At 66.7% G+C, this 24,656-nt stretch carries 12 protein-coding genes, 1 other RNA gene and 4 pseudogenes; 8 read left to right on the forward strand and 9 right to left on the reverse strand.

Annotated features, from left to right (window positions below):
• Positions 1-119 precede the first annotated feature (119 nt).
• The 4 genes and pseudogenes from XCSCFBP4642_RS0116300 to XCSCFBP4642_RS0116315 all read left to right on the forward strand — a co-directional run bounded on the left by XCSCFBP4642_RS0116300 (position 120) and on the right by XCSCFBP4642_RS0116315 (position 3,778).
• On the forward strand, positions 120-1,082 hold the full coding sequence (locus XCSCFBP4642_RS0116300) for an IS1595 family transposase (protein WP_006448937.1): 963 nt from the start codon (positions 120-122) through the stop codon (positions 1,080-1,082).
• Positions 1,083-1,293: 211 nt separating this feature from the next.
• Positions 1,294-1,875, forward strand: a pseudogene (locus tag XCSCFBP4642_RS30820) (hypothetical protein); the annotation flags it as partial.
• A gap of 536 nt (positions 1,876-2,411) precedes the next feature.
• Positions 2,412-3,098, forward strand: a pseudogene (locus XCSCFBP4642_RS30825) (hypothetical protein); the annotation flags it as partial.
• Positions 3,061-3,778: pseudogene (locus XCSCFBP4642_RS0116315) on the forward strand (hypothetical protein). The pseudogenes XCSCFBP4642_RS30825 and XCSCFBP4642_RS0116315, both read left to right, overlap by 38 nt.
• Positions 3,779-3,906: 128 nt before the next feature.
• Here the strand turns inward: XCSCFBP4642_RS0116315 and XCSCFBP4642_RS0116320 are convergent.
• The 4 genes and pseudogenes from XCSCFBP4642_RS0116320 to cysD form a co-directional block, all read right to left on the reverse strand.
• The gene (locus tag XCSCFBP4642_RS0116320; RefSeq protein WP_029220728.1) at positions 3,907-7,032 is read right to left on the reverse strand and encodes an efflux RND transporter permease subunit; all 3,126 of its coding nucleotides are present in this window, start codon (positions 7,030-7,032) and stop codon (positions 3,907-3,909) included.
• Positions 7,029-8,096, reverse strand: coding sequence for an efflux RND transporter periplasmic adaptor subunit (locus XCSCFBP4642_RS0116325; RefSeq protein ID WP_029220729.1), 1,068 nt, complete (start codon positions 8,094-8,096; stop codon positions 7,029-7,031). Before XCSCFBP4642_RS0116325 ends, XCSCFBP4642_RS0116320 begins: the two co-directional genes overlap by 4 nt.
• 257 nt (positions 8,097-8,353) lie before the next feature.
• Positions 8,354-10,329: pseudogene (gene cysN, locus XCSCFBP4642_RS25075) on the reverse strand (sulfate adenylyltransferase subunit CysN).
• A complete protein-coding gene (cysD, locus tag XCSCFBP4642_RS0116335; protein ID WP_029220730.1) occupies positions 10,329-11,237 on the reverse strand; it encodes a sulfate adenylyltransferase subunit CysD in 909 nt (302 codons plus the stop codon). Before cysD ends, cysN begins: the two are co-directional and overlap by 1 nt.
• A 179-nt stretch (positions 11,238-11,416) precedes the next feature.
• Here cysD and XCSCFBP4642_RS0116340 point away from each other — a divergent pair, with 179 nt between their 5' ends.
• The 3 genes from XCSCFBP4642_RS0116340 to XCSCFBP4642_RS0116350 all read left to right on the forward strand — a co-directional run bounded on the left by XCSCFBP4642_RS0116340 (position 11,417) and on the right by XCSCFBP4642_RS0116350 (position 15,828).
• Entirely contained in the window at positions 11,417-13,264 is a 1,848-nt protein-coding gene (locus XCSCFBP4642_RS0116340; RefSeq protein WP_029220731.1) for an assimilatory sulfite reductase (NADPH) flavoprotein subunit, read from the forward strand.
• Between the two features lie 123 nt (positions 13,265-13,387).
• Entirely contained in the window at positions 13,388-15,106 is a 1,719-nt protein-coding gene (cysI, locus tag XCSCFBP4642_RS0116345) for an assimilatory sulfite reductase (NADPH) hemoprotein subunit (protein WP_029220732.1), read from the forward strand.
• The gene (locus tag XCSCFBP4642_RS0116350; RefSeq protein ID WP_029220733.1) at positions 15,103-15,828 is read left to right on the forward strand and encodes a phosphoadenylyl-sulfate reductase; all 726 of its coding nucleotides are present in this window, start codon (positions 15,103-15,105) and stop codon (positions 15,826-15,828) included. Before cysI ends, XCSCFBP4642_RS0116350 begins: the two co-directional genes overlap by 4 nt.
• A gap of 267 nt (positions 15,829-16,095) precedes the next feature.
• On the opposite strand, the gene XCSCFBP4642_RS0116355 is transcribed toward XCSCFBP4642_RS0116350, so the two are convergent.
• The 4 genes from XCSCFBP4642_RS0116355 to XCSCFBP4642_RS0116365 all read right to left on the reverse strand — a co-directional run bounded on the left by XCSCFBP4642_RS0116355 (position 16,096) and on the right by XCSCFBP4642_RS0116365 (position 20,630).
• Positions 16,096-17,856, reverse strand: a complete 1,761-nt coding sequence (locus XCSCFBP4642_RS0116355; RefSeq protein WP_029220734.1) for a PepSY domain-containing protein — start codon at positions 17,854-17,856, stop codon at positions 16,096-16,098.
• Positions 17,856-19,859 carry a TonB-dependent receptor gene (locus XCSCFBP4642_RS0116360; RefSeq protein ID WP_029220735.1) on the reverse strand — a complete coding sequence of 668 codons (2,004 nt, stop codon included), beginning with the start codon at positions 19,857-19,859 and terminating at the stop codon, positions 17,856-17,858. The genes XCSCFBP4642_RS0116355 and XCSCFBP4642_RS0116360 overlap by 1 nt, the downstream gene beginning before the upstream one ends.
• A gap of 61 nt (positions 19,860-19,920) precedes the next feature.
• A non-coding RNA gene (locus XCSCFBP4642_RS27340) (sX9 sRNA) lies at positions 19,921-19,997 on the reverse strand.
• Positions 19,998-20,195: 198 nt separating this feature from the next.
• Positions 20,196-20,630 carry a DUF2946 family protein gene (locus XCSCFBP4642_RS0116365; protein WP_029220736.1) on the reverse strand — a complete coding sequence of 145 codons (435 nt, stop codon included), beginning with the start codon at positions 20,628-20,630 and terminating at the stop codon, positions 20,196-20,198.
• Positions 20,631-21,275: 645 nt separating this feature from the next.
• On the opposite strand from XCSCFBP4642_RS0116365, the gene XCSCFBP4642_RS0116370 reads away from it, so the two are divergent.
• Positions 21,276-22,472, forward strand: a complete 1,197-nt coding sequence (locus tag XCSCFBP4642_RS0116370; RefSeq protein ID WP_029220737.1) for a sensor histidine kinase — start codon at positions 21,276-21,278, stop codon at positions 22,470-22,472.
• 1,163 nt (positions 22,473-23,635) lie between these two features.
• Here XCSCFBP4642_RS0116370 and XCSCFBP4642_RS0116375 read toward each other — a convergent pair.
• Positions 23,636-24,619 carry a LysR family transcriptional regulator gene (locus tag XCSCFBP4642_RS0116375; protein ID WP_029220738.1) on the reverse strand — a complete coding sequence of 328 codons (984 nt, stop codon included), beginning with the start codon at positions 24,617-24,619 and terminating at the stop codon, positions 23,636-23,638.
• Positions 24,620-24,656: the final 37 nt, after the last annotated feature.

Raw genomic sequence — 24,656 nt, forward strand, 5'->3', positions numbered from 1 at the left:
ATCAAGAAATTACTTGAGCATGGATTGACCTGATTAGCCCTGACCATCAGCCGCCTGTCGCAGGATCTGCGCCGCGCTGGGTGGATGCTGCTGTCACCTGAAGCCAACGAGGTGGCGTGATGAGTATCAATGCCGTGCAGTTCCAAGCGGGATTGTCGATGCCTGAGTTCTTCGCGTCCTACGGCACCGAAGCCAAGTGCTATCGCGCGCTTTACAAGTGGCGCTGGCCGCAAGGCTTTCGTTGCCCTGTTTGTGCCGGACGCGTGCGCTCGCGTTTCAAGCGGGGTGCTGCGATCTACTACCAATGCAGCGCGTGCCGGCATCAGACCAGCCTGATTGCAGGCACGATGTTCGAAGGCACCAAGCTGCCGCTGCGCACCTGGATGCTGGCGTTGCACCTGCTGACCTCGACCAAAACCAACATGGCCGCGCTGGAGTTGATGCGGCATCTGGGCGTCAACTACAAGACGGCCTGGCGGATGAAACACAAGATCATGCAGGTTATGGCCGAGCGCGAATCCATGCGGAAACTGGCGGGTTTCGTGCAGATCGACGATGCCTATCTCGGCGGCGAGCGTAACGGTGGCAAGGCCGGACGCGGATCGGAGAACAAACAAGCGTTCCTGATTGCGGTGCAGACCGATGCCACCTTCACCGCGCCGCGCTTTGTGGTGATCGAGCCGGTGCGCAGCTTCGACAACACCTCGCTGCAGGACTGGATTGCCCGTCGCTTGGCGCCCGAATGCGAGGTCTACACCGATGGGCTGGCCTGCTTCCGCCGGCTAGAAGACGCCGGCCACGCGCACACCACGCTGGACACTGGCGGTGGTCGTGCCGCGACCGAAACGGCCGGTGCACGTTGGCTCAACGTGGTGCTGGGCAATCTCAAACGCGCCATCAGTGGCGTGTATCACGCCATCGCGCAAGGCAAATACGCAAGGCGTTACCTGGGAGAAGCGGCCTATCGTTTTAATCGTCGATTCCGCTTGCGCGAGATGCTGCCACGACTTGCCACGGCCATGATGCAATCCACACCATGCCCAGAGCCGGTTTTACGTGCAGCGAGCAATTTTCATGGCTGAGAGTCGGGGCTAATCAGGTGGATTGATCGACCAGGATGTATCGACCAATCGCCTGTATCTGCCGGTGGATGGCAAGCTGGCCGACGCGCTCGAAACTTCCCCACACCGAGGACGCACGCGCAGCTCATACACAATGGGAGTCGTGCGTTATCTTAACGACCTCCGTGACTCCTCCGATGGCCACGCCGCCATGCGCAACGACGCCGCAGCATTGAAGCGCGTCGCCGCCCAGGTCCACGACCTGCAAGACACCCTCAAGGTCGCCTTGATCAATCGCGATATGTTCGCAACGACCCCAGATCACTTGACCAAGGATCAGACCAACGCGCAAAACCGCAGCACTGTTTCCGATTACGAGCACTACCGCACCGCCCACGCCGACCAGCTGAAGATGCTGCGCGCCATGAGCGATATCGAATCCGAATGGGCCGCGATCACCCATTCGGAGCAGCGGATCGTAAAGGTGATCGATGCCGCACGCACGACCGGAAAGAATCTGGTCGGCGTTCCAGGTGAACGCGATGCTGTCATCCGCGAGATCGCCGGCCGCGAGGAATTGCGCATGGCCATCGCGCACGCCGAAGATGCCGGGCGTGTCACGTTGTCCGAGTCCAACGCGGCCCTGGTACAGCAGGTCCTGGATGACACGCCGACACCCATCGGCACTGCTGCGCGCAGCATTCGCCAAGGCGCGGGCGCTACACCGCATGCGCTGTATACCCCGGTCTCTCAACGCGGCTTCACCACCGCCGAGCTGCTGGCAGGCGAGCTCTTTGCAGGTCAGGCTCGGCGCGCTTTGTCGCAGAGCCATGGCCGCTTCCGGCCCGGCAGCAGGCACGCGAGGACGCCGCACCGAGCACACCCGACAGGGCGGCCGCGCACACGCCGCTGCCCGAGACCGCACGGCAAGCCGCGCTGGATGAGCCTGCACAGGAGCCTGCCGCCCAACACGGCCGGCAGGGGGTGGCTCAGGACACGGCGGTGTCACATGCCACGCCGACAGCCGCGTGGCCCGATGCGGACCTGCGCAACCCCGAACCGCAAGCCCCGGCCCCGCGGCAGGAGCCTTCTCCTGCAGAGCCGCCGGACGCACAGGAACATCCATCACCGGTCGCGCTCGCGCATCCGCGGGTGCCATCCACTGCCTCACTCGCCGACGGGCGCTACGAGGCCTCGTACGCGCAGGACCTGCAGACACATGCGCCGCATGTACCGGAGAGGCCTGCTTGGCCACCTCCCTCCACCCGGTTGGAGGACACCACGGTGCGGTCACCGGGGGCAGGTGGCACCGATCGCGCCATGGCGCTGCTCAACCATGCACACGCCGCTGTTGATGGTGCAGATGCGCCCGCCAGCCCCGGCCAGGCGTTACCAACGCCGCCGACGATGCGTGCACTGCGGGCGCAGCTTGAACAGGAGTTCGAAAGAAACGCCCGGATTGCCGAACAACGGCAGGCACGCGTGGCGCGCGGAGAGCTGCCGTTTACCGAGCTGGAATTGCGCGGCGAGCACGACCCCAATGGTCCTGCGGCGAAGGTGGACGCAGCCTATCCGCCGCGCGAGATGGCACACGGAAATACGCCCGACACCGCCAGTGCTGCCACGACCCAGCAGGGCAACGCACAGGGGGGGCTGCAGCCGCCGCTGCGCAAGGACATCAGCACCACCCAGGACGTCAACGATCTGCTCTATGCACTCCACTCCAAGAACGATCTGGCCATCGACGAGGCGCTCCAGCGGATTGCCGGCAACCCGCTCGCCAATGCGTTGGCCCAGCGTGGCCGCGACCATCTGGAGGCCAATGCCCAGCAGGAAGCGCAAGAGCAGGTGACTGCACGTCAGGCGTTGGGAATGGACGTGGCCGCAGAGGTACAGACCAGCCGTGGCCCGGTGATGGTGCTGACGCTGCCACAGTTCGCCACCGGCCCCATGATGCAACAGGGTCCTCAAGGAGACGGCGGTGGAGACGGAGGCGGAGGTGGGGCTGGTGGCGGTGGCGGTGGCGGTGGTGGATAGTTCACGCAAGATACCCTGCATTGGCGCATTGGAGAGAGACGATGAATGGTCAGAACATTCCCGAACTGCTGCAAGCCAACGCCATCATGGGGGCGTCGAATCAGAAGTTGCAGGAGACTATCGATGCCATGGCCGTCCTGATTGCGACCATGCAGCAACGCGATGATCGCCTGCATGAGCAGGTGCGGCAGCAGTTGCAGCGGCTGCAGGACGCGGTCAACAGTGCCGATCTGCGGGTCAACCGGATGGTGGAGAGTGCGCTGCCGCGGCTAGTGCAACTGAGCCAGCAGGCGCTGGCCCCGGCGGCGGAGCGGTTCGACACGACATTGGCTACAGCCGGGCAGAGGCTCGAGCACACCACGCGGCGCTTTGCGCACGCGCAGCAGTCTCTCGAGACTGCGGTCACTCGGCGCATGTGGGCCGCTTCCGCCGCCATGCTTGCGGCAGGCGTGCTCAGCATGGTGGCGGCAGGTTACGCACTGTACGCCGCCAAGGCGGCGACGGCCGAAGCGGCGCAGTACCGTGCAGAAGTGGCTTATCTGGACCGGGTCATGCGCGCGGACCTGGTGCCCTGCGGCAAGGATCGGTTATGCGCCGCTTTCGAGAAAAATGGGCCGCGCTATGGCAATCAGAGGCAATACAGAGCGATCAACTTGCGCGCAGCTCCTGCTGCGCAGTAATAACCTCGCATTGATCCCGTTGCCGAAGCGGCTTCGAGAAAGGGCTTGCTTCTGGAGTTGCGTGCTCTCCAAGATGCCGTGGGATCTGAGGCCGTAAGAGCCGCAGGCGCCGCCGACGCCAGCATCGCTTACGCGTGCCCGCCGACCGATGGCGTCTGCGCTTCCAGCGTCTCCAGCTGGCGGGCCACCGCTTCCGGCGACTTGGTATACGGGGCGATCAGGCTATAGAACGCCGGTACTACGTACAGCGACAGCAGCGTGGACAACGAAACGCCGAAGATCACCACCACGCCGATCGTCGCGCGACTGGCCGAGCCGGGCCCACCGGCCACCACCAGCGGGATCGCGCCGACCACCGTGGCGATGGACGTCATCAGGATCGGACGCAAACGCACCGATGCCGATTCGACGATGGCCGCGTGCACGCTGCGGCCTTCGTCGCGCAACTGATTGGCGAATTCCACGATCAGGATACCGTTCTTGGCCGCCAGGCCCACCAGCATCACGATGCCGATCTGGCTGAAGAGATTGAGCGTACCGCCGGTGAGCCACAGGCCGACCAGTGCGCCCAGCACCGCCAACGGCACGGTGAGCATGATCACCAACGGATGCGCAAAGCTTTCGAACTGCGCCGCCAGCACCAGGTACACCACCAGCAACGCCATGCCGAAGGTCAGCAGCACCGCGCTGCCCGATTGCTGGTATTCGCGCGATTCGCCCTTCCAGTCCACCTGGGCGTATTCGGGCAGTTCTTCGCGCGCGGTCTGCTGCGCCCAGGCGATGGCTTCGCCCAGCGGGTAGCCCGGCGCCAGGCCAGCAGTAATGGTGATCGCGCGCAGGCGATTGAAGCGGTTCAAGGTGCCGGCTTCGGCCACTTCGCTCAAGCTCACCAGGTTGGACAGCGGAATCAGCTCGCCGCGGCTGGAGCGCACGCGGATGGCAGTGAGGTCTTCCGGCGACATGCGGCCCTCGCGCCCGGCCTGCAGCATCACGTCGTATTCCTCGCCATTGTCGACGAAGGTGGTGACGCGGCGCGAGCCCATCATGGCCTCCAGCGCGCCACCGATCGCGGTGACCGGCACGCCCAGGTCGGCCGCACGCAGACGGTCGATGTTGACGCGCATCTGCGGGCGGGTTTCCTTGTAATCCGAGTCCGGGCCGACCAGGCCGGGATTGGATTCCATGCGCTGCAAAATGCGATCGCGCCATTGCGCGATTTCCGCATAATCCGGCCCGCCCAACACGAGCTGGAACGGCTGGCCGCGGCTACGCACCAGACCACCGCTGACCTGCGTGCGCGCACGCACACCACTGAGCGCGTTGAGCTTTTGTTGCAGTTCGTCAGCCACTTCGGTGGTCGGGCGGGTGCGCTTTTCCCAGTCCTGCAGGAACACGCTGACGCGGCCGGTGTGCATTTCCTCGCTGCTGCCGAAGCCGCCGGGCACGCGCGGGTTGGCGCGCACGATGGGTTTGTCCGGGCCGACGTACGGACGCAGGATGTCTTCGACCTGATGCATCTGGCCCACGGTGTAGTCGAAACCGGCGCCCTCGGGGCCGTCGATCATGATCTGGAAATTGCCGCGGTCTTCGGCCGGCGCCAGCTCGGAGGGAATGCGGCCCATCAGCCATGCACTGGCGCCCAGTGCCAGCAGCATCAGCAACGCAAACACCCAGGTGCGTTGCACGTGGCGCTCCAGCGAGCGGCCGTACGTACCGGACACCGCCTGCATGCGCCCATCGAACCATTGGTGGAAGCGATTGGGCTTGGCCTGCCCGTGCGAGCGCAGCAACTTCGACGACATCATCGGCGTCAGCGTCAGCGCCACGAAGGCCGAGATCGCCACCGCCGCCGCCAGCGCCACTGCCAGCTCGCGGAACAGCCGCCCGGTGTTGCCTTCCAGAAAGCCCACCGGCAGGAACACCGCCACCAGCACCGCCGTGGTCGCAATCACCGCGAACGCTACCTGTGCGGTGCCGCGTTTGGCGGCCACCAGCGGCGGCTCGCCCAGGTCGATGCGGCGCTGGATGTTTTCCACCACCACGATGGCATCGTCCACCACCAGGCCGATACACAGCACCAGCGCGAGCAAGGTCAGCAGGTTGATCGAAAAATCGAACGCGTACAGCGCGATGAATGCGGCAATCAGACACACCGGCACCGTCACTGCAGGAATCAGGGCCGCGCGTGCGCTGCCCAGAAACACCCAGATCACCACCAGCACCAGCACCACCGCTTCGATCAGCGTGTGGTAGACGCGCTCCACCGCCGCATCGATGAAGGTGGTGGTGTCGAAGGCGACGAAGATATTGGTGCCCTGCGGCAGCGATTTCTGCACTTCTTCGGCTTGCGCGCGCGCCTCGCGCGCCACGTCCAGCGCATTGGCGGTGGAATTGCGCACGATGCCCAGGCCCACGTTGGGCACGCCATTACTCTGGAAATACGCACGCCGCTCGGCCGAGGTGAGTTCCACCCTGGCCACGTCGCCCATCCGCACAACGTAGCCATCGTCGCCCTTGCTCAGCGGCAGCTTGGCAAAATCCTCCGGCTTGAGATAACTGCGCTCCACCCGCAGGGTGAAGTCGCGCTGCGCCGATTCGATGCTGCCGGCCGGCAATTCCACGTTCTCGTTCTGCAGCGCGGCTTCCACGTCGGTAACGGTGAGCGCGCGTGCAGCCAGTTGGTCGCGGTCCAGCCAGATGCGCATGGCGTAGCGCTGGCGGCCGCCAATGCGCACCTGCGCCACGCCATCCAGGCTGGAAAAGCGGTCGACGACATAGCGCTCGGCATAGTCGGACAGCTGCAGCGTGTCCATCGTGCTGGAACTCATGTTGAGCCACAGGATGGGGTCTGCGTCGGCCTCGACCTTGGAAATCTCCGGCGGGCGCGCCTGGTCGGGCATGCGGTCGGAGACGCGGCTGACCGCATCGCGCACGTCGTTGGCAGCCGCTTCCACATCGCGCGATTGCGCGAATTCGATGCTGATGTCCGAGGAACCATTGCGGCTGCGCGCCTCGATGGTCTCGATGCCCTCGATGCCGGCCAGCGCGTCTTCCAGCACCTGGGTGATGCGGCTTTCCACCACTGCGGCCGAGGCGCCGGTGTATTCCACGTCCACCGAGACGATGGGCGGGTCGATCGCCGGCAGTTCGCGCAAGGTGAGCCGGGTGAACGACATCACCCCCAGCACGATCAGCAACAGGCTCATGACCACCGCCATCACCGGGCGGGTAATAGACAGGTCGGAGAGTTTCATCGTGCGGCCTGCGGGGTGGCCCGCGCCGGTGCCGGCTGGTCGGCGACCTTCAGGCCGGGCCGCAGCTTGCCGGTGCCATCCACCACGATGCGCTCACCTGCCTTGAGGCCTTCGAGGATTTCCACCTTGCCATCGCGTCGCTCGCCCAGGCGCACGTCGGCACGCTCCACGCTGCTGTCGGGTGTGACCCGGAACACGTAGGACTCGCGCCCCACCTGCACCACCGCAATCTCCGGGATCACCACCGCCTGCCGCGCCGGCTGGAACAGGCGCACATCCAGCAACATGCCCGGGCGCAGCCGGCGATCGCCGTTGGGGAAGTCCGCCCGCACCGTCACCGAGCGGGTGGTCTCGTCGATGCGCGAATCGATCGCCGCCGCCACGCCTTCGAACTGCTCGCCCGGATACGCCGCCGCGGTGCCATTGACGGCATTGCCGAGCTGCACCAGGCCGAATTGCGATTCCGGTACCTGGAAATCCACGTACATGCGCGCCACATCGTCCAGCGTGGCGATCACCGTGCTGGAGGTGATCAACGAGCCCGGGCTGATCTGGCGGATGCCGAGCACCCCGGAGAACGGCGCGCGCACTTCACGGTCGGTGATTTCCGCGCGCATCTGCTGCACGCGCGCCTGCGCCGCATCGCGCAGCGCGCGCTGGGTATCGACCGTGGATTTGGCCACCAGCTGCTGGCCAACCAGGCTCAACTGGCGCCGGTACAGCTGATCGGTTTCCTCGAAGGTGGCCTGTGCGGCCGTCAGTGCCGCCTGCTGCGAATTGCCGCGCAGACGCAGCAGCAGCTGCCCGGCCTTGACCTCGTCGCCGCTGTCGAAATAGACCCGCTCGACCACATCGCTGACCGCGGCGGTGAGCGCCACCGACTCGCGCGCGCGCACGGTGGCGATGGACTGCACGGTGGAGTTCCAGGGTTGCACCGCCACCGGCTGCACCACCACCGGGATGGGCTTGGCCACCGCCGGCGCACTCGCCTGGCGGGAACAACCGGACAGCCATACGGCCAACAGAAGCGCAACGCAGACACGCGCGCTGGGCAGAACAAGCATCAGAACATCCTGGCGGGGTACGGCGAAAGTTTACCGACCTCGCCGCCATGAATTGCCGGAAAGGGCGCGCTTTGCACCATGACCAACGACCCTTGTCGCCGGCGTCACGATGCGCTGTCGAGCATGACGCAGAGCGCATTGCCTGCAGCGCCAAGCGGGCCCAAGCGGCCATCACGAACCAAGCGCACCGTGGTACACATGGATCGCGTGCCGCCTGCCCTGCCTGCCAACTGCCCGCTGTGCCGCATGCGTCGCGCTCAGCGCTCCAGCCCGAGATACCCCAGCACCTGGCGCGCCAGCGCCTCTACATTCTCACCATCGGCGTGAAGATGGATCTCCGGCGTCTCGGGCGGCTGGTACGGCGAGTCGATGCCGGTGAAGTTGGGAATCTGCCCGGCGCGAGCCTTGCGGTATAGCCCCTTCACATCGCGCGCCTCGGCCACCGCCAGCGGCACATCGACGAATACCTCGACGAATTCGCCCGCCTCGAAGCGTTCGCGCGCCAGTTGGCGCTCGGCGCGGAACGGCGAGATGAAGCTGACCAGCACGATCAGCCCGGCATCGGCCATCAGCCGCGCCACCTCGGCCACGCGGCGGATGTTTTCCACGCGATCCTCGTCGGTGAAGCCCAGATCGCGGTTGAGCCCGTGGCGCACGTTGTCGCCGTCCAGGATGAAGGTGTGATAGCCCAGCGCGTGCAGGCGCCTGTCGACCAGATTGGCCACGGTGGACTTGCCGGCGCCGGACAGGCCGGTGAACCACAGCACGCGCGGCGTCTGGCCCTTGATGCGTGCCCGTGCACTGCGGTCCACATCCAGATGCTGCCAGTGCACGTTGCCGGCACGGCGCAGCGCAAATTCCAGCGCGCCGGCGGCCACGGTGGCATGGGTCTGCCGGTCGATCAGGATGAAGCCGCCCAGCACGCGGTTGCGCGCGTATGGCGCGAACGCGACGGGCTCGTCCAGCGACAGATTGCAGTAGCCCACCTCGTTGAGCTCCAGCCGCTTGGCGGCCAGGCGCTCCTGGGTATTCACATCGACCTTGTGCTTGATCTCGCTGATGCTCGCGGTGACCGTGCGCGCGCCGATCTTCAGCCAGTACGGGCGCCCCGGCAGCAGCGCGGCATCGTCCATCCACAACAGATGCGCGGCGAACTGGTCGGCCACTTCGGGCGGGTCATCGATGCCGGCGATGATGTCGCCGCGACTGATATCGACCTCATCACGCAAGGTCAGCGTCACCGCCTGACCGGCACGTGCAGCAGCCACCGCGCCATTGGCATCGAGCACGCTGGACACCTGCGAGCGCCGCCCGGATGGCACCACTACCACCGCATCGCCTACCCGTACCTGCCCGGCCGCGATGGTGCCGGCGTAGCCGCGAACTGTGAATTGGGCCGGTTGACCCATTGCACCGGCAGACGCAGGCCGCCGGCATCCTCCGGCGACGCCAGTTGCACGCTCTCCAGATGCTGCAGCAGATGCGGCCCCTGGTACCACGGCATGCGGGTGGACGGGCCGGACAGGTTTTCGCCGGCCAGCGCCGACAACGGGAGGCATTGCACATCGGCGATGCCCAGCTGTGCGGCCAGTGCGCGATAGCCCTCGGCGATGTCGGCGAACACCTGCGCGTCGTAGCCCACCAGATCCATCTTGTTGACCGCCAGCACCACGTGGCGGATGCCCAACAGCGACACGATGTAGCTGTGCCGGCGGGTCTGGGTCAGCACCCCCTTGCGTGCGTCCACCAACACCACCGCCACATCGGCAGTGGACGCACCGGTGGCCATGTTGCGGGTGTACTGCTCGTGGCCGGGGCAATCGGCGACGATGAACTTGCGCCGGTCGGTATCGAAATAGCGGTAGGCCACATCGATGGTGATGCCCTGCTCGCGCTCGGCCGCCAACCCGTCCATCAGCAAGGCGTAATCGATGCCCTCGCCCTGGGTGCCATGGCGGCGGCTATCGCTTTCCAGCGCCGCCAACTGATCGTCGAACAAGCGCTTGCTGTCGTACAGCAACCGTCCGATCAGCGTGCTCTTGCCATCGTCCACGCTGCCGCAGGTGATGAAGCGCAGCAGCGGCTTGGCTTCGTGCTGTTGGAGGTAGGCAGCGATGCTGCCGGGAGTCGGGAGTCGGGAATCGGGAATCGCAAAGGCGTTCTCCGTCATCACGACGTTTGCAGCGAACTGCTGTCCCGATTCCCCATTCCCGACTCCCGATTCCCGGCTCATCAAAAATACCCCTCCAGCTTCTTCTGTTCCATCGAGGCGCCCGGTGCGTGGTCGATCATGCGGCCCTGGCGCTCGGAGCTGGTGCTGACCAGCATTTCGGCGATCACCGCTTCCAGCGTGTCGGCGGTGGAATCGATCGCGCCGGTGAGCGGGTAGCAGCCCAGCGTGCGGAAGCGTACCGAGCGCAGCTGCGGGGTTTCGCCGGGGTGCAGCGGCAGGCGCGCGTCGTCGACCATGATCCAGGCACCGTCGCGCTCCACGACCGGGCGCGGCGCGGCGAAATACAGCGGCACCACCGGAATTTTCTCCCGGTAGATGTACAGCCAGATATCCAGCTCGGTCCAGTTGGACAGCGGAAACACGCGCACGCTCTCGCCGGGGCTGGTGCGTGCGTTGTACAGATTCCACAGCTCCGGGCGCTGGTTCTTCGGGTCCCAGCGATGGCGCGCATTGCGGAACGAGAACACCCGCTCCTTGGCGCGCGACTTCTCCTCGTCGCGCCGCGCCCCCCCGATCGCCGCATCGAAGCGGCCCTGCTCCAGCGCCTGCTTCAGGCCCTGGGTCTTCATGATGTCGGTGTGCACCGCGGCACCATGGCTGATCGGGCCGACGTCCTGGGCGATGCCGTCGGGGTTGATGTGCACGCGCAGGTCCACACCGGTTTGGGCCGCGCGGCGGTCGCGGAAGGCGATCATCTCGCGGAACTTCCAGCGCGTGTCCACATGCAGCAGCGGAATCGGCGGCGGCGACGGCGCGAACGCCTTGAGCAGCAGATGCAGCAGCACCGAACTGTCCTTGCCGACCGAATACAGCATCACCGGGGCCCGGAATTCGGCGGCGACTTCGCGCAGGATGTGGATGCTTTCGGCTTCGAGCCGGTCGAGATGGGACAGCGGCAGCAGGGTCATCGGGATGTCGTCGGCATCGGTGGGCAGACCAACCGATGGTAGGGCAAGGCGCTGCAGTGTGTGCCGCCGTCATGCCAGTCCGAAATAAGCGGCCGGCATAACGCGATAACGGCTACTCCTTTCTGGAGGCCGCAACGCCTCCCTAACATCGTCGGTCTTATCGAAGCCCCCGGACCCGAATGACTGCCGCCAGCTCCGCGCTACCGCCCAGCCCCTTGCCCGACGAGCGCAAGGCGCTGCTGGAGCGGTTGGTCGACGGCCTGGACACCGCGTCGCTGTGGTGGCTGTCCGGCTACACCGCCGGGCTGGCCCAGGGCCAGCCGCCACGCGCGCTGGCGGTGCTGCCGGGCGGGCAGCCGCAGGCCGTGGCGCAGGACAGCCAGCGTCTGACCGTGCTGTACGGCAGCCAGACCGGCAACGCCCGCCGGCAGGCCGAACAGCTGGCCGCCGACGCCGAGGCGGCGGGCCTGCAGGTGCGGCTGCTGCGCGCCGATGCCTACCCCACCCGTGAGCTGGCCAGCGAGCGCCTGCTGTACGTGGTGATCAGCACCCAGGGCGAAGGTGACCCGCCGGACGATGCGATCGGCCTGGTGGAATTCCTCACCGGCCGCCGCGCGCCCAAGCTGCCCGAGCTCAGGTACGCGGTGCTGGGCCTGGGCGACTCCAGCTATGCGGACTTCTGCGGGATTGCGCGGCGCATCGACGAACGCCTGGCCGCGCTGGGGGCCAGCCGCGTGCAGCCGCGGGGCGAAGCCGACCTGGAGATCGACAGCGTGGCCACCCCCTGGCGCACGCAGGCCCTCAGGCACGCCCGCGAGCAGCTCAAGAGCGGCCCGCAGTCGGCCACGATCACGCCACTGCGCAGCAGCCCCGCCGCGCCCACCTGGTCGCACCAACACCCATTCGCCGCCGAGCTGCTGGCCAACCAGATCATCAGCGGGCGCGACTTCAAGGGCCCGGGCTTCCGTGTCTACGCACAACCGGGCAAGCGCGTGCGGCACCTGGAATTTTCGCTGGACGGCAGCGGCCTGAGCTACGAGCCGGGCGATGCGCTGGGCATCGTCCATCGCAACCCGCCTGCGCTGGTGGAACCGCTGCTGCAGGCCGTGCGCCTGGATGGCGATGCCGCCGTCACGGTTGGCGAAGACACGTTGCCCCTGCGCGACTGGCTGAGCAGCCGGCGCGAACTGACCAAGCTGTCGCGGCCATTCCTTGCCGCACATGCCGAGCGCGCCGGTGCCCACGCGCTGCAGGCGCTGCTCGCCCCGACCCAGACCGCCGGCCTGGCGGCGCTGCTTGCCGATCATCAGGTGATCGACGTGCTGCGCCGCTGGCCGGCGGACTGGGACCATGCCAGCCTGCTGGCCAGCCTGCGCCCACTCACCCCACGGCTGTACTCGATCGCCTCCAGTCGCAAGCGCGTGGGCGAGGAGGTGCATCTGGCCGTGGACGAGCTCAACTACCAGGCCCACGGGCATGCGCACCTGGGGTCGGCCAGCAGCTTTCTCGCTGCGCTTGCCGACGGCGAGACCGCACCGGTCTACATCGAGCCGAACGAACGCTTCCGCGTGCCGGCCAATGCCGACCGCGACATCCTGATGATCGGTCCTGGCACCGGCGTGGCGCCGTTTCGCGGCTTCGTGCAGGAACGCGCCGAAACCGGCGCCAGGGGCCGCAACTGGCTGTTCTTCGGCGCCCAGCACTTCAACACCGATTTCCTGTACCAGGCCGAATGGCAGCAGGCCCTGCACCGCGGCGAGCTGCATGCCCTGGACCTGGCGTTCTCGCGCGACCACAGCGACAAGGTCTATGTGCAGCACCGCCTGCGCGAGCGCGGCGCCGACGTCTACGCCTGGCTGCAAGGCGGTGCGCATGTGTACGTGTGCGGCGCCATCGGCATGGGCAAGGACGTGCACGCCGCACTGCTGGACATCGTCACCACCCACGGCGCCCTGGATGCGGAAGCCGCTGCGGCCTATCTCACCCAGCTGCAGGTGGAGGGGCGGTATGCACGTGATGTCTATTGAGGCCGGGAATCGGGAATCGGGATTGGGGATTTGTAACAGCGGATGTCCGCGATCGTTATGTCTTGTGGGCACTGCCAGCGCGTTGTTGTTGCCAATCCCTAATCACGAATGCCGAATCCCGTCATGAGCCACTCCGTCGAAGACATCAAATCCGAAAGCCGTCGCCTGCGGGGGTCGCTGGAACAGAGCCTGGCCGATGCGGTGACCGGGGCGCTGCGCGAGGACGATCAGACGCTGATCAAGTACCACGGCAGCTACCAGCAGGATGACCGCGATATTCGCGACGAGCGGCGGCGGCAGAAACTCGAACCGGCGTATCAGTTCATGATCCGCACGCGCACGCCGGGCGGGGTGATTTCGCCCATCCAGTGGCTGGCGCTGGATGGCATCGCCACGCGCTATGCCAATCATTCGCTGCGCATCACCACGCGCCAGGCGTTCCAGTTCCACGGGGTGATCAAGCGCGAGCTCAAGGCCACCATGCAGGCGATCAACGCCACCTTGGTCGATACGCTGGCTGCCTGCGGCGATGTCAATCGCAATGTACAGGTGGCGGCCAACCCGCTGCTGTCGCAGGCGCACGCCACGCTGTATGCCGATGCGGCGCGCGTGTCCGAGCATCTGCTGCCCAATACCCGTGCGTACTACGAGATCTGGCTGGACGAAGAGCGCGTTTCCGGCTCCGGCAGCGAGGACGAGCCGATCTACGGCGAGCGCTATCTGCCGCGCAAGTTCAAGATCGGATTCGCCGCACCGCCGCTCAACGACGTGGACGTGTTCGCCAACGATCTTGGTTTTATCGCGATCCTGCGCGACGGCGAGCTGCTCGGCTACAACGTCAGTATCGGCGGCGGCATGGGCGCCACCCACGGCGACACCGAGACCTGGCCGCGCGTGGCCAATGTGATCGGTTTCGTGACCCGCGAGCAGTTGCTGGAGATCGCCACCGCGGTGGTCACCACCCAGCGCGACCTGGGCAACCGCGCGGTGCGCAAGCACGCGCGTTTCAAGTACACCATCGACGACCACGGCCTGGATACCATCGCCGCCGAGATCGAGCGCCGCGCCGGGTTCGCCCTGCAGCCGGCAAAACACTTCGCGTTCGACCACAACGGCGACCGCTATGGCTGGGTGGAGGGCGAAGATGGTCTGTGGCACCTGACCCTGTCGCTGCCGGCCGGCCGCATTGCCGACACCGAGACCGCTGCGCACCTGAGCGGGTTGCGTGCCATTGCACAGTTGATCGCACAGTTGCAGGTGGGCGAGTTCCGCATGACGCCCAACCAGAACCTGGTGATCGCCGGTGTGCCCGCCAGCGCGCGGGCACGCATCGACACGCTGGTCGCGCAGTACGCGCTGGATGCGGGCAACCACGCTGCCACCGCGCTGGCACGCGGTGCCATGGCCTGTGTGGCGCTGCCCACCTGCGGCCTGGCGATGGCCGAGGCCGAGCGCTATCTGCCGGATTTCAGTGCGGCCCTGCAGCCGCTGCTGGAACGGCACGGCCTGGCCGACACGCCCATCGTGCTGCGTCTGTCCGGGTGCCCGAACGGCTGTTCCCGGCCCTACCTGGCCGAGATCGCGCTGGTGGGCAAGGCGCCCGGCCGCTACAACCTGATGCTCGGCGGCGACCGCCGCGGCCAACGCCTCAACACCTTGTATCGCGAAAACATTACCGAAGCGGAGATCCTCGCTGCGCTCGAGCCGCTGCTGGCCCGCTATGCGGCCGAACGCGACCAGGCCGGCGACGAAGGCTTCGGCGATTTCCTGCACCGCAGCGGCCTGATCGCGTTGCCGCCCTACCCCACGCACCGTCACCTCGACCTGGAACTGCTCGCATGACCGCGCTGCCCGCTGCATCGAACACCTCTTCGGCACTGGACGATCTGGACACGCTCAACGCGCAGCTGGAGCCCCTGCGCGCCGACGAGCGTGTGGCGTGGGCGTTGCAGCACGGGCCGCAGGAGGCTGCGCTGTCGTCCAGTTTCGGTGCGCAATCTGCGGTGACGCTGCACCTGTTGTCCCAGCAGCGCCCGGACATTCCGGTGATTCTGATCGATACCGGCTACCTGTTCCCGGAAACCTACCGCTTTGCCGATGCCTTGACCGACCGACTCAAGCTCAACCTCAAGGTGTATCGCCCGCTGGTCAGCCGCGCCTGGATGGAGGCCCGCCACGGGCGCCTGTGGGAACAGGGCATGGTGGGCATCGATCAGTACAACAATCTGCGCAAGGTCGAGCCGATGCGGCGCGCACTGGACGAGCTCAACGTGGGCACCTGGTTCACCGGCCTGCGCCGCAGCCAGTCCGGCGGCCGTGCGCAGACGCCGATCCTGCAGAAGCGCGGCGACCGCTACAAGGTCAGCCCCATCGCCGACTGGACCGATCGCGACGTGTGGCAATACCTGCAGGCCCACGACCTGCCCTACCATCCACTGTGGGAGCAGGGCTATGTCTCCATCGGTGATTTCCACACCACCCGCCGCTGGGAGCCGGGCATGCGCGAGGAAGACACGCGCTTCTTCGGGCTGAAGCGCGAATGCGGCATCCACGAAGATATTTGAGCGGAGTGGCGGGTGGCCAACCCGCGCTCAGCACAGTGCCGCACGCACCCTCCATCGGCGCTGCGCCGCACAGATGCGAAACAGCAATAACTGGCAACGCTGTTGATCAACGCAGCGAGCCATGCGAGGGATGCCGCATCTGCCCACCCAACACAGCGGCCGCACTTGCTGCCACTCGGTGACGCCTGACCACCGTGTTTTACCACGCAGAAAGTCGGACGTTTGCTGGATTGCGGACGTTTGCTGGGTACTGACATGTCTCAGGGATCAGGTTGCACCCTCTACCTGCTCCCGCCGGACCCAGTACCGATCGAACACCCACATCAGCAACAGCGAGACGCCGACCAGCGGAAACATCAGCCCGCACAGCGCCAGCAACACCAGCACCCCACGCAAGGTGCGCACATCTGCCGGCAACGGCGGCACGCCCAACCCACCGCTCGGGCGTCGCTTCCACCACATCACCGCCGCACTCACGCACAGCAGCACGATGGCCAGGCAGGCCAGCAGCAGGACCAGCTGATTGGCCGTGCCGTATTGCTGGCCCAGGTGCACATTGATGCCCCACTCCAGCAGCTTGGCCAGCGGCCCATAGTCGCGATACGTCATATCCAGCAATACCGCGCCGCTGTATTGGTCGAGATGGATCACCCGCTGACGCTGCAGGTCGGCCGGATACACCGATGCGGTGTACACCCCGCGCACGCCATTCGGTGGCGCCACGCTGTAACCGGGCACGATGCCCAGCGCATCCAGGCGCACAAGCGCCGCATCCAGGTCGATCGCGCCGTACCCCGGCGCAGCAAGACCGCCGGCGCCGCCATGTACGGCGTGCTCGGGATTGTTCGGGTGCGCGTGTTGCGTGAGGTGTTCCGCACCGGCGGCGTCTGGCGAGTGCTCTGCGTGCTCCGAATGATTCATCTGCGCGGCGTGCCCACCATCTTTCGAGCGCCCCATTCGGTCTGCCTGTTCCGCTTGTACTGGAGGCTCGTCGTGGTCCGCTGGCATTGCGTGCGGTAGCTTGTCCATCCGTTGTACCAGCGCTGCGTGCACTCCAGGCGAGACCTCCGACCCAGTATTCCTCCTGGCCGAGTGGACGCTGGAATCGAGCCCGGCCGCATGCATCGCACCGGAATGCAGCCCATCCGCCTGCGCACCGCGCCCCTCTTCATGACGTCCACGCGCCGCGCGCCCAGGCAACACAGACTCCGGCACGCGCGCCTGCCGCAGCGACCACGCGGTGTCGCCGCTGTCGGTGAGCCGCTGCTGCGACATCGGGAGCTGCACGCGCAGTCCGGCCGGATACCCGAAGTCGTGGCCGTTGACCCAGCGATTGACCTGCGCGCCCCAGAGCCACGACCACGGCATGCCGGTCAGCGCCAGGAACAGCAGCACCGCGCCGACGCCCGCACCGGTCACCGCATGCAGGTCACGCCAGAACAGCCGCTGGATCGGTGCGCCACGCACGCTGATCACACCACCGCGTCGCCCACGTGGCCACCACAGATAGGCCCCGGTGAGCACCAGCACGATCGCCCAGCCGGCGGCCAGTTCGATCAGCCCACGCGCCAGCGGCCCGAACACGTCAAGACTGTGCAGCCGGCGGATGGTCCAGGCCAGCGTGCCGTGCTCGGGCAGGCTGCCCAGCACGCGCGTGCGGTACGGGTCCAGGTACACCACCCGCCGCGCGCCGCGCGCGTCCACCAGCCCGATCTCGGCACTGGCATCGGCCTGCTTCGGCGTGGTGTAGCGAAACAGGCGCCCTGGGAAATGGCGCTGGGCCGCATCCACCAGTTGCTGTGCGGATGCGCGTACCGGCCCTACCGGCACCACCTTCAGCGCGTGATGCACGCTGCGATCGATCGCTTCCTGGTACAGAAACGCCGCGCCGGTCAGCGCCAGCCAGATGATGAAAGGCAGCACCAACAGGCCTGCATAGAAATGCCAGCGCCACACCGCGCGATAGAACCGCCAACGGCCGTCCCGAGGCACCGCGCCGGCTCGGCCAGCGTTGAGAGGTAGATGCATCAGAAACTCCAATCCCACGACAGCGACAGCGCGCGGCCATCGCCCGGCGAGTAACCGGAACTGCCGCTGTCGTACCAGGCATACACATACGCACGATCGGTGACATTACGTAGTTGCAGGCTGAGCGCGTTGCGCGCATCCACATTCCAGCGCGCGCCCAGATTGAGCAAGGCATAGCCTCCGGTGCGGCCCAGGGCGTTGCTGCGTTCCAGGTAGTAATCCCCTTGCGCGTTGCCCCAGGCACTCAACTGCACCGCCGTACTTGCCTGCCATTCCAGCCCGGCGGCGGCCAGCCAGTGCGGTACGTTCTCGATCTCCTTGCCGCGCGTAGCCGGCGCGCTTGGGTCGGGCGTGGCGATGCTGGCCTTCTGCCGTGAATAGGACATCCATGCGCGCCAGCGTTCGGCTGGCTGCAGGTTCAACTGCGCATCCCAGCCACGCCGCAACGTGCGTCCCACGTTGGCCACATCGCCGATGCCGGGCACGCCATTGACGCCGAGCACGGTCGCTACCTCGCCGGAGGCGCGTTGCTCCCAGTACGCCAGCCGGCCATCCAGCATCGCCGACGGCGCAAACTTGAACCCGGCTTCCCAGCCGTCGTTGATCGATGGCCCGAGATTGGCGGGCTGCCGACGGTAAGCGCCGTCGCCGCTGCCAATCTGGAAGCTGCGCCCCCAGTTGGCATAGACACTGCTCTGCTCGCCCACGCGATAGCTGGCGCTGAACTTGGGCTGCTTGATGCTGCCGTAGTCATAGGTCGGCGCAGACACACCGGCCAGCACATCGTGCAGCCGGCCATCGACCTGATCGATCCGGTAGCCGGGCACCAGCTGCAGACGCGCAGTCGGTTTGAGGACCGCCTGCACATAGGCGCCGTGCGTGCGCAGGTCGTAGTCCCAATCGCGCAGTTGCGCGCCGCGCACACGCGCGGCGGTGCGATACCGCTGCTGCCGGTTGTCCTGCCATTGGGCGTCCAGGCCGGCTTCCAGGCTGGTGTCCATCGCCTCCCAGCCGGGCTGCCAGTTGCCACGCAGCACCACGCCGCGATGGGTCTCGTCGGTATCGCGCTCCTGCTGCAGGCCGGCGGCGGAAAAGCGTACCCAACGCTGGTTGCGGTAGTCGTTCTGATAGGCCTTGGCGCTCCACTGCGCATCCGCACCCAGCACACCATCCACATGCAGTGCGGTCTGCCACACGCGGCGTTCGCTGCGATCGTCCTGCGCATACGCCGGTGAACTGCGCGGCGCTGCACGGGCGGTGGCCGCATCCAGATATCCCGCCTCCAGCGCGTGGTTGTCGTAATAGCGCGTGGTCAGCCCGGCACGGAAGACGCCATCCGGGTCGGCGTAGAACCACTTCCCGGCGACGCTGCGTTTGCGCGCATCGGCATGCTCGCGATAGCCATCGGAATCGCGCCAGGCCAGCACATAGTTCTGGCTCCAGGCGCCCTGCTCGAAACCCTTGCCCAGTTGCACCTCGCGCGCGCCAAAGCTGCCGGCGGTGACGCTGAGGCGGCCATCGTTGCCACCGGTACGGGTGAGCACATCCACGCTGCCGGCGATGGCGTTCAAGCCGTACCGCGCATCGTTGGTGCCGCGCACGATCTCGATGGCGCTGATGTCCTGCGGAAACACCGCATCCAGATACGGCATGCCGCCGGCGTTGTCGTTGCTGGGGATGCCGTCGATCAGCAGCTTGACCGCATTGATCCGCCCCTCGCCATTGAAACCGCGGAACGAAAACCGCCCTGCGTCGGTGCCCATGCGGAACTGGGTGACCTGCACCCCGGGCGCACGCATCAGCAGCTCCCAGCTGTAATCCACATGCTGATCGTGCAGCAGCTCGCCACCGATCACATCCACCGAACTGAGCACCCGCGCCGCACCCGGGACGCGCTGGGCCTGCTCGCTGACCTGCACCTTGCCCAGTGTCAATGCCGCCTGCTGCGCCTGCAGCTCGCAGGCAGGCCCGTACAGCAACGCCAACGATGGCGCGCACCACAACGTTTTCAACAACCCCCAACGCATGACCAACCCTTTGCCGTTACGGAACGGCACCAAGAGCGGCTGACAGAACGTCGCGAGCAGTGCTCAGGTGGGCGTGGACGGCACGCTCGAGACCGGCGTGTACGCGTGGTACATGCCGATTGCGCGCACCGGCCGCGTCCGCCTGTCGGCTGCGCAGTCGTGGTGTCAGCAGCGCCAAGCCGCGCGCCGCCGCAACACGGCGGGCGCTCGCTTGATTCAAGAAAACGGGCGATTCATCCAGACACGCACGCGCAGGCCGAGCATCGGCGGCGCAACAACGGTGGTGAAACGAACGCCCGCGACGGGCGAGAGTCAGGCGGACAACGGTGGCCCGCGCGCGCCATGCGCTGCCCAGCGCAACGCCGCCCGGCGCGGCGCGCCGCCGCGTGTGGAGACTGTCGTTGGCCGCAGCTGGAGCAGGCACAGCACCGCCAGCACCAGCCAGGGCAGCAGCCGTGCAGCCAGCACGCAATAGTCGCAGGCGTCGCCATGGCGGGCGGCATCGTGGTCGCCCGGATGCTGGCCGATCGCTGCCACATGCCCGTCATGATGCGAGGCGTGCGGCACCGACGCACCCTGCTGACGCAGCAGCGCAGCGGCCAGACTGCCGGCCGGTCCGCTGATGCACATCGGCTCCTGCGATGGCGCCTGGTTCCAGCGGCTGATCAGCGGCGCCACCAGTAACAGCAGCACTGCCAGGCAAGCCGGCAAATGCATCAGGCGATGGTGGCGGAACGAACGCAGCATGGCGGCAGTGTACGCGGCACGGCACTCGCACCGCGATGCTGGCTCCCCTGCCGCGACCGGATGTCGCACCCTTCGCACGGACCTTGGGGCGGTGCCGCTTGGCAACCTGCGCGACCGTTGCCTGCCTGGGCGGGCCGTCGCACTGGCCGATGAAGCGGTTCTGCCGGTCGCGGGCTGTCGCCGATGGGGGCACCCCGGTGCGAAGTCGTCAGACGCGCGTGTTCAACAATCGGCATCGGCAAGAGCTAACGGTCTTTTCGCCTACAGACCGATAGCTCTCCCCCCGAGCCTGCCACGGACCCGGCGCAACTGAGACCGGCAGCGCACCGTCGTCGCTCATGGTCGGTCGTCACGGACACATCGCAGCACTCGACGCAGTCCGATGACACGGCCGGGCAACCACCCAGCGCCACCCCACGCTGTTGCCAACGTCGGTCCGGGGTCGAAGAATTCAGGGTGGCCTCGGCAAGGAGCGACGCCAGTGCAGCCAGCTGACCGCCGGCACGGCCAGGCGCCCATCGACACGACACCAGCGCGGGCCGGCCCAGGCCGGCAGTCACAGTTCCAGGCCGGTGCGTCGGGCTACACGCCTGCTGCGCACGGTCATGCCCTATGCTTGCGGCTCATCCCATTCACCTTCCGCGCATGAGCACCGTCCTGTCCGATCCAGCGGCTGAGCCACTTCCCTGCGCCCCCAAACCCCCTAGCGAAGCGCTCCGCCTTCAGGCGCTGCGTAGCTATGGCGTGCTCGATACGCCGCGCGAGGCGGCGTTCGAAGACATCACCCGGCTCGCATCGATCATCTGCCAGACGCCGATCGCGCTGATCAGCCTGGTGGACGCCGACCGCCAGTGGTTCAAGAGCGAACTCGGCATGGGCGAGCGCGAGACGCCGCTGTTCAAGTCGATGTGCGCGCATGCGCTGCTCGACAACGATGTGCTGGTGGTCCCGGACACGCGGCAAGACATCCGCTTTTCGCGCAATCCGCTGGTGACCGGCGAAGCGCCGCTGTACTTCTATGCCGGCGCGCTGCTGAAGACGCCCGACGGCCTGCCGCTGGGCACGGTCTGCGTGCTGGACCGCAAGCCGCGCCAGCTCGCCGACGAGCAGGTCGAGGCACTGCGCGCGCTTGCACGCCAGACCATGGCGCAGCTGGAATTGCGTCGTGCCCTGCTGATCGCCGAAGAGTCCGACCGTTACCGCAGCCGCCTGATGGCCATTGCCGGGCACGACCTCAAGATGCCGTTGCGTACTGCGGCCTACGCCATCGACAAGATGCGCCGGCATGCCAACGTCGATTCCATTCCCACCCTGGTGACCGCGCGCGATGCGATCAGCCAGGTCGGGCGCCATCTTGACGAACTGGCCACGCTGGCGGCCGCGAGCAAGGCGGCCATGCCGGACCTGCAGGCGCTGCAGCTGGAAGACGTGCTGCATTCGGTGCTGGGCGTGTGGCGCCAACCGGCGATCGACAAGTGCCTGGCGCTGCGCCACGTACCCACCTCGCTGCGCGTGCGCAGCCACTCCACCTTGCTGACCACCCTGATCGGCAACCTGGTCGGCAATGCCGTCAAATACACCGAGCGCGGACGCGTGCTGGTCGGCGTGCGCCGCCGCCCCGGCCATGCGGTGGTGGAAATCATCGACAGCGGCATCGGCCTGAATCTGGAGCAGCCCGAACAGGTGTTCCAGGCCTTCCGCCAGGCCGACCCGCGCAGTGACGGCCTGGGCATCGGCCTGTGGATCGTGCACCGCACTGCCGAAACGCTGGGCTGCGAAGTCAACGTGCGCCCACGTTTGGAAGGCGGCACCTGCTTCTCGGTGCGGATTCCGCTGGCCTGAGGGCTGGCGGTTGATTCGCGCTGCGTGATGCGCGGGAAAGCAGCATCCGGGATCGACAGCGGCCTCGGCCCTGTGGGCGGGTTTGCACAGCCAACCTGCAGATGTCGCAGCTGACCAGACGTCACGAGCGGCGGTCGGTCTGATGCGAACGTTCGGAAGAGCCCGTCTTGTACGCAGGATGGGCCAATGCCGTGCGGCGGCGGCCCACCTGACGACCACGCCCCCAGTCGCCATTGGCTACTGGCAGGGTCACTGACGGCACCAAGCGTCCTGCCGGTCGGCGACATCGCCGCTGTGTCAGCTCATCTGCACTTGCGCAGGCGTGTGGGCGAATTTGCTCCTGGCGATTGGAATGGGGCCGGCACCTGCCGCGGCATTGCCTCGCCATCACCTGGCACGCGTGCCCGTGCAAAAAAAGGCGGATCCGAGCTCCCGACCCGGATCCGCCGCCAAACACGCCAGGTCTCTCCCCAGGGACCCGGGTGCGCCAGCCGCGCTGTGCGCAGCCTCGCGCAACAGTGATGCGACAGCGCTAGCAACCCTCAACGACACCCCACTGACCAAACCGGCAAGGCGATGTCTGCATCGCCGGTCCTGCGTCGTCCACCCCTAGACGTCCGAAAGTGTCGTGTCATGGCTGCTATAGGGGTTTACGACAGCGCCGGGCCCAACTTGATGCATGCCAACGACACCAGCGCAGGCGGCCCTGACACCTGTAGGGAGAATCACTGACAGCGCGCATTCCGGCGCGACCAGAAAGCGCTGTAGTGCATTGATTCGGCTCGACTTTCCTGACGAGAATTCACGATGCAATGCAGCATGGAGTCGGGAGTCGGGAGTCGGGGGACCAGAGCCAAGCGCGGATAGCTGGAAGCGGCAAGCGGACCCAGCAACAAAGCCCATCACGCCCACGCCGCAGAAAAATCAAACGCCCCGCACTTACGATTCCCGATTCCCGATTCCCGATTCCCGATTCCCGATTCCCGATTCCCGATTCCCGATTCCCCATTCCCCATTCCCCATTCCCCATTCCCCATTCCCGAGTCAATAACATGTGCTCGCCACCGTCCAGGCTGGCCGACAGTTGCAGGGACATGTCGCCACTGGGCTCGGGCAGCCACAACCGGCTCAACGGCGGACGCAAGGGGCGCTCATCGCATCGGTCAGCTGGTAATGGTCTGGGTGAGCGATTCCCAGGTCGGCGGCAGCGGCCAGTTCGGTGCCTGGTTGCCATCCAGCACGCGGCGCAGGTCGCGCTTGTCGATCTGCGAAGCGAGCACATGCACCAGATCCAGCGCGTAGTCGCGCAGCACCCGGTCGCGCGGCAGCACCGCCCAGGCGATGCACTCGGCGATCGGTGCCGGTGCCGGCCAGGCGCGCAGGTCGTCGTCGTAGGCGCTGACCGCCATTTCCGCCACCAGCCCAACGCCCAACCCGGCGCGGACGTAGGTCTTGATCAGATCGGCATCCAGCGCGGTCAGCGCGATGCTGGGCTCCAATCCCACCTGCGCGAACGCCCGCTGCAGCGACGAGCCCGGCCGGGTGGAGGATTCGTAGCTGATCAACGGATGTTCGGACAGCGCCTGCATGTCCGGCGCCAGCTTCGGCCGATCCAGCGCGTGTCCGCGCGGCACCACCACCAGCCGCCGCCAGCGGTACAGCGGCACCGCGATGCCGGCACTGGGTTCGCCGCCGGCCGTGCTGACCACCGCGATATCCGCATCGCCCTGGCTGAGCAGGTCCAGCGCCGCACTTTCGGCCGCCTGCTGCAGGTGCACGCTGACCTGCGGGTAAGCGTGCTTGATCTGCGCCACCGCCGGCGGCAGCACGAAGCGCGCCTGGGTGTGGGTGGTGGTCAGGGTCAGCTGCCCCTGGCTTTCGCGGCGCTGGTTGGCGGCGTAGGTCCGGATGTTGTTGGCTTCCGAAAGCACTGCGCGCGCGCGCTCGATCACTTCCACCCCGGCCGGCGTCACCGCATCCAGGCTGCGCCCCTTGCGCACGAACAACAGGAAGCCCAGTTCGTCCTCCAGCTGCTTGAGCTGCTTGGACAGACCCGGCTGAGTGGCATGCACCCGCGCGGCGGCCAGCGTGATGTTCAGCTCGGCATCGGCAATGGCAACCAGATAACGAAGTTGCGTCAGCGTCATGGGCTTATCTCCAGAAAAGCGCGAGGCGCCACAAGGA

This window comes from Xanthomonas cassavae CFBP 4642 (genome assembly GCF_000454545.1).
Lineage (GTDB): Bacteria > Pseudomonadota > Gammaproteobacteria > Xanthomonadales > Xanthomonadaceae > Xanthomonas > Xanthomonas cassavae.